Raw genomic sequence first — 4,567 nt, forward strand, 5'->3', positions numbered from 1 at the left:
GTCCGGCGGGAGCCGGTCGGGCAAGGCCACGACCAGCGCGTACCCGCCGGTGCCGAGGCCCATCAGCAGCGCGCCGGCGTTGAGCAGCACCGGTCGCCGGGCTCGGGGCGGCCGACCAGTTCCGGGTACGCCAGGGCCCGCATGCTCGTGCCGTCGGCGAGCGTGACGTCCAGCTCCATCGCGCCGGTCCATTCCCGCCGCAGCGCCGCCACGGTCCCCGCCCGCCATCGCACCATGACCGGCACGCTAGCGGCTGCCGGGCGTGGGCGGCGACGGCGGGGTCGGCGTGGCGGCTCCTCCTGGTGTGCCGGCCACCACGACGGTGCCCCGCTCTCGCTCTTGAGGCCCGTTTCCGCCATGCGGTCACCAGATGGCCGCGACCGCGCCGCCGACCGACACGGCCCGTTTGTGGTGCACTCCTGATTACGGACAGTGAGTGTTGGGGCGTTGCCGCGACGCGCCCGCGTTGGGTGCACGCCCGCGCCGCGCGGGCTGCTAGCGTGCACACGTGTCGCGGACCCGCACCGAACGCCTGGTCAACTTGGTGATCTGCCTGTTGTCGACGCGACGGTTCCTGACCGCCGCGCAGATCGCCGCGACCGTGCCCGGTTACGAGCACGACCCGGACGACGCGAAGGACCACGAAGCGTTCCAGCGCAAGTTCGAGCGGGACAAGGCGGAGCTGCGTGAGCTGGGGGTTCCGCTGGAGACGGGGACGGCGAGCGTCTTCGACTCCGAGCCGGGGTACCGGATCGCCCACCGGGAGTACGCGTTGCCGGACATCCCGCTGGAGCCGGACGAGGCTGCCGCGGTCGGCATCGCCGCCCGGCTGTGGCAGCACGCCGGGCTGGCCGCCGCGGCGTCGTCGGGCCTGGCGAAGCTGCGCGCCGCCGGGGTGGACGTGGACCCGCAGGCCACCCTGGGCCTGGAGCCGATGGTCACGGTCGATCCGGCGTTCGCGCCGCTGACCGCCGCCGCCCGGGACCGCCGCGAGGTGAGCTTCGACTACCGGGTGCCCGACCGCGACGACCCGAGTCGCCGCCGCGTGCAGCCGTGGGGCGTGGTCTGCTGGCGCGGCCGGTGGTACGTGGTGGGTCACGACCTGGACCGGGCGGCGACCCGCTGCTTCCGGCTGTCGCGGGTGGTGGGCGCGGTCCGGGTGACCGGCACCCCGGGGGCATACGAGCCGCCGCCCGGGGTGGATCTGATCAGCCACGTGGCCAGCTGGTCCGGGCCGGTGGAGCGCACGGGGCGGGCCACGGTCCTGGTTCGTCCGGGGCGCGCGGCGGGGCTGCGCCGCTGGGCGGTCGACAGCGGGTCCGGCCCGGAGGGCGACCGGCTGGTCCTGCCGTACGCCGACGCGGAGTCCCTGGCCGGCCAACTGGTCGGGTACGGCCCGGACGTGCGGGTGCTCGACCCGCCGGAGGTGCGTGAGGCGGTCATCCAGCGGCTCAAGGAGATCGCCGCCCGGCACGACGAGCTGACCGTGACCGGAGGTGCCCGATGACCCGCCCGGCGACCCGACCCGCCGCCCGTTCGACCGGTCCGCGTGCCGCCGGTGCCCGCGTTGCCGGCAACCGGGCCTCGGCCGACAGGCTGGCCCGGCTGCTCAACCTGGTGCCGTACCTGCTGGCCCGGCCTGGCATCGAGATCGCCGAGGCGGCCGGCGACCTGGGGGTCACCGAGCGGCAGCTACGGGAGGACCTGGAGCTGCTGTGGGTGTGCGGGCTGCCCGGCTACGGCCCGGGTGACCTGATCGACATGGCGTTCGACGGTGACCGGGTGACGATCACCTACGACGCGGGGATCGACCGGCCGCTGCGGCTGACCCCCGACGAGGCGCTGGCGCTGGTGGTGGCGCTGCGGATGCTCGCCGAGACGCCGGGGGTGGCCAACCGGGAGGCCGTGGAGCGGGCCCTCGCGAAGATCGAGAACGCGGCCGGCGGCCTGGTCGGCACCCCGGTCGAGGTGCGCCTGCCAGCGGACGGCCGGCGGGTGGAGCAGCTACGGGCCGCCGTGGAGCGGGGCCGGGCGCTGCGGATCACCTACTACACGGCGGCCCGGGACGAGACGACCGAGCGGGTGATCGACCCGCTGCGGATGCTGATGGTGGGCGGCCGGGCGTACGTGGAGGCGTGGTGCCGGCGCGCGGAGGAGGTCCGGCTGTTCCGGGCCGACCGGATCGACGCGGTCGTCGAGCTGGACGAGCCGGCGGTGGTGCCGCCGCAGGCCCGCCCGCACGACCTCACCGACGGGGTGTTCCGGCCTTCGCCCGACCTGCCGTTGATCACTCTGCGGATCGGTCGGGGCGAGCGGTGGATCACCGAGTACTACCCGTGCGAGCGGGTCGAGCGCGGTGACGGCGACCAGTGGCTGGTGTCGCTGCGGGTGACCGACCTGGGCTGGGCCCGCCGGTTCGTGCTGGGGCTGGGCCCGGGCGTGGCCGTGGTCGCCCCGGCGGAGCTGGCCGAGCAGGTCCGGGCCCAGGCGGTCGCCGCGCTGGAGGCGTACGCCAGCCCCGAGGGTGCGCCGTCGGGCGGCCCGGCGGGGCCCGCGTCGCCCCGGTAGGCTGGCCGCCGTGGTGAAGTGGATCGTGGTCGCGGTGGTGCTGTTCGCGTTCGTGGTGCTGGCACTGGCCGTGCGGCCGGTGCTGGCGCGGCTGCCCCGGCTACGACGGGCGGCGATGGCGTTGCAGGGCCGCCAGGTGGAGGCGGAGGCGCTGCGGGTGACCGCCGAGGCGTTGCAGGAGCGCGCGGAGGCGCTTCAGGGGCAGGTGGAGGTCACTCAGCGCCGCCTCGCCGTGATCAAGGCGAAGCGCGGCCACTGATCGATCCTGGCCGCTGCGGCGCGCGTCGACTGCGCGTCGCGGAACGGGAACGCGCAGGCACGATCGGGGTGCAGGTGGTTGACGGGACGCGCAGGGTTGGTCAACACTTCACCGGCCGGCGGAACCGCCAGCGGTCCGGCGGGTGGCAACGGCCCTCGACAGACGTACGATGGGCTACGGTACACCCCCCCACGACGACACAGAGCGACTGGAGCTTCCCATGGGTGCCCTCAAGCCGTGGCACATCGCCGTACTCGTGGTCGTGATGATCCTGCTCTTCGGCGCCAAGCGGCTCCCCGACGCGGCCCGCTCGCTGGGCCGTTCGCTGCGGATCATCAAGGCCGAGACGAAGAGCCTGCACGACGACGACCGCGACCTGGCCGAGAAGGCCGACGCCCAGGCCGGCTACCAGCCGCTGCCGCCGAACGCCGCGCAGCCGCAGCAGTCGTACGCGCAGCCGCAGCAGCAGTCGTACGCCCCGCAGCAGGCTCCGCAGCAGCCGGTCATCGACCCGGTGCAGCGCGTCCGCGACCACTGACCGAAGGGCCCGACCACCGTGGCCTTCGCCCTGCGTAAACGCGGCCCGAGCAAGTTCGAGCAGGCCGCCGACGGTTCCATGACGCTCATGGAGCACATCCGTGAGCTGCGCACCCGGCTGTTCCGGGCGTCCCTGGCGATCCTGGTCGGGCTGATCGGCGGCTTCCTGCTGGCCCAGCCGGCGTTCGACCTGCTGAAGCAGCCCTACTGCCGGTTGCCGGGAGCCACCGACGCGCTCGGTAACTGCCAGCAGTTCCTCCAGCTCTCCCCGGCGGACGGCTTCATCCTCAAGCTGAAGCTGGCGCTGTGGATCGGTCTGATCATCGGCGCGCCTGTCTGGCTCTACCAGCTCTGGGCGTTCATCGCCCCCGGCCTGCATCGGCACGAGCGCAAGTGGGCGTACGTGTTCGTGGCCATCGCCGCGCCGCTGTTCGCGGGCGGCGCGCTGCTGGCCTTCCTGGTGGTGGACAAGGGCCTGGCGTTCCTGATGGAGTCCGGCGTCACGGGCCTGTCCACGCAGCTGGAGGTCACCCGGTACATCTCCTTCGTCACCAACATGATCCTGCTGTTCGGGGTGGCGTTTGAGTTCCCGCTGATCCTGCTGATGCTCAACTTCACCGGTGTGGCCAGCGCGAAGCGGCTGCTCAGCTGGTGGCGTGCGGTGATCTTCATTTCGTTCGCCTTCGCCGCGATCGCCACGCCGGACCCGGGCCCGTTCGGCATGACCTTGTTGGCGGCGGCGCTGTCGCTGCTCTACTTCGTCGCCGTCGGTGTCGCGTTCCTCAACGACAAGCGGCGCGGCCGGGGCAGGGAGGTCTACGCGGGGATCGCCGACGACGAGGTGTCGCCGCTGGAACTCGACGACGACCCGGTGACGCCCGGCCAGCAGATCGAGGCCGCGGCCCCGATCGGGGCCCCGGAGCCGGTGACCGCGCCAGCGCCGATCGACCGCCGCTACGACGACATGACCTGACGTCGCCGACGACGAAGGCCCGCCCTGACGTTGGGGGCGGGCCTTCGTCGTGTCGGGTGGGCTGCGGTGGGCCGGCGCCGGACGGATCAGGGCCGGCGTGGGACCGGCCGTCAGGCGAGCAGGACCTGGCCGTCGCGTACCGCCACCGCGACCGGCGGCAGCGGCGAGCCGGCCGGCCCGCCGCGCACCGATCCGTCGGCGATGTCGAAGACGCTGTTGTGGCAGCCACA

5 protein-coding genes and 1 pseudogene are annotated in these 4,567 nt (G+C 73.7%); 5 read left to right on the top strand and 1 reads right to left on the bottom strand.

Annotated elements, in window-relative coordinates; translation table 11 throughout:
• Positions 1-236: pseudogene (locus tag MCAG_RS28680) on the bottom strand (DUF3866 family protein); the annotation flags it as partial.
• A gap of 272 nt (positions 237-508) precedes the next feature.
• Here MCAG_RS28680 and MCAG_RS28685 point away from each other — a divergent pair.
• From MCAG_RS28685 to tatC, 5 genes are all read left to right on the top strand, one after another.
• Complete coding sequence (locus MCAG_RS28685) at positions 509-1,507, top strand: YafY family protein (RefSeq protein ID WP_007076442.1); 999 nt, start codon at positions 509-511, stop codon at positions 1,505-1,507.
• The gene (locus tag MCAG_RS28690) at positions 1,504-2,568 is read left to right on the top strand and encodes a YafY family protein (RefSeq protein WP_007076443.1); all 1,065 of its coding nucleotides are present in this window, start codon (positions 1,504-1,506) and stop codon (positions 2,566-2,568) included. Before MCAG_RS28685 ends, MCAG_RS28690 begins: the two co-directional genes overlap by 4 nt.
• Before the next feature lie 10 nt (positions 2,569-2,578).
• On the top strand, positions 2,579-2,827 hold the full coding sequence (locus tag MCAG_RS28695; RefSeq protein WP_036378165.1) for a hypothetical protein: 249 nt from the start codon (positions 2,579-2,581) through the stop codon (positions 2,825-2,827).
• 220 nt (positions 2,828-3,047) lie between these two features.
• The gene (gene tatA, locus MCAG_RS28700; RefSeq protein WP_007076444.1) at positions 3,048-3,365 is read left to right on the top strand and encodes a Sec-independent protein translocase subunit TatA; all 318 of its coding nucleotides are present in this window, start codon (positions 3,048-3,050) and stop codon (positions 3,363-3,365) included.
• Between the two features lie 18 nt (positions 3,366-3,383).
• Entirely contained in the window at positions 3,384-4,337 is a 954-nt protein-coding gene (gene tatC, locus MCAG_RS28705) for a twin-arginine translocase subunit TatC (protein ID WP_007076445.1), read from the top strand.
• The last annotated feature ends 230 nt before the right edge of the window (positions 4,338-4,567 follow it).

This window comes from Micromonospora sp. ATCC 39149, assembly GCF_000158815.1.
GTDB lineage: Bacteria > Actinomycetota > Actinomycetes > Mycobacteriales > Micromonosporaceae > Micromonospora.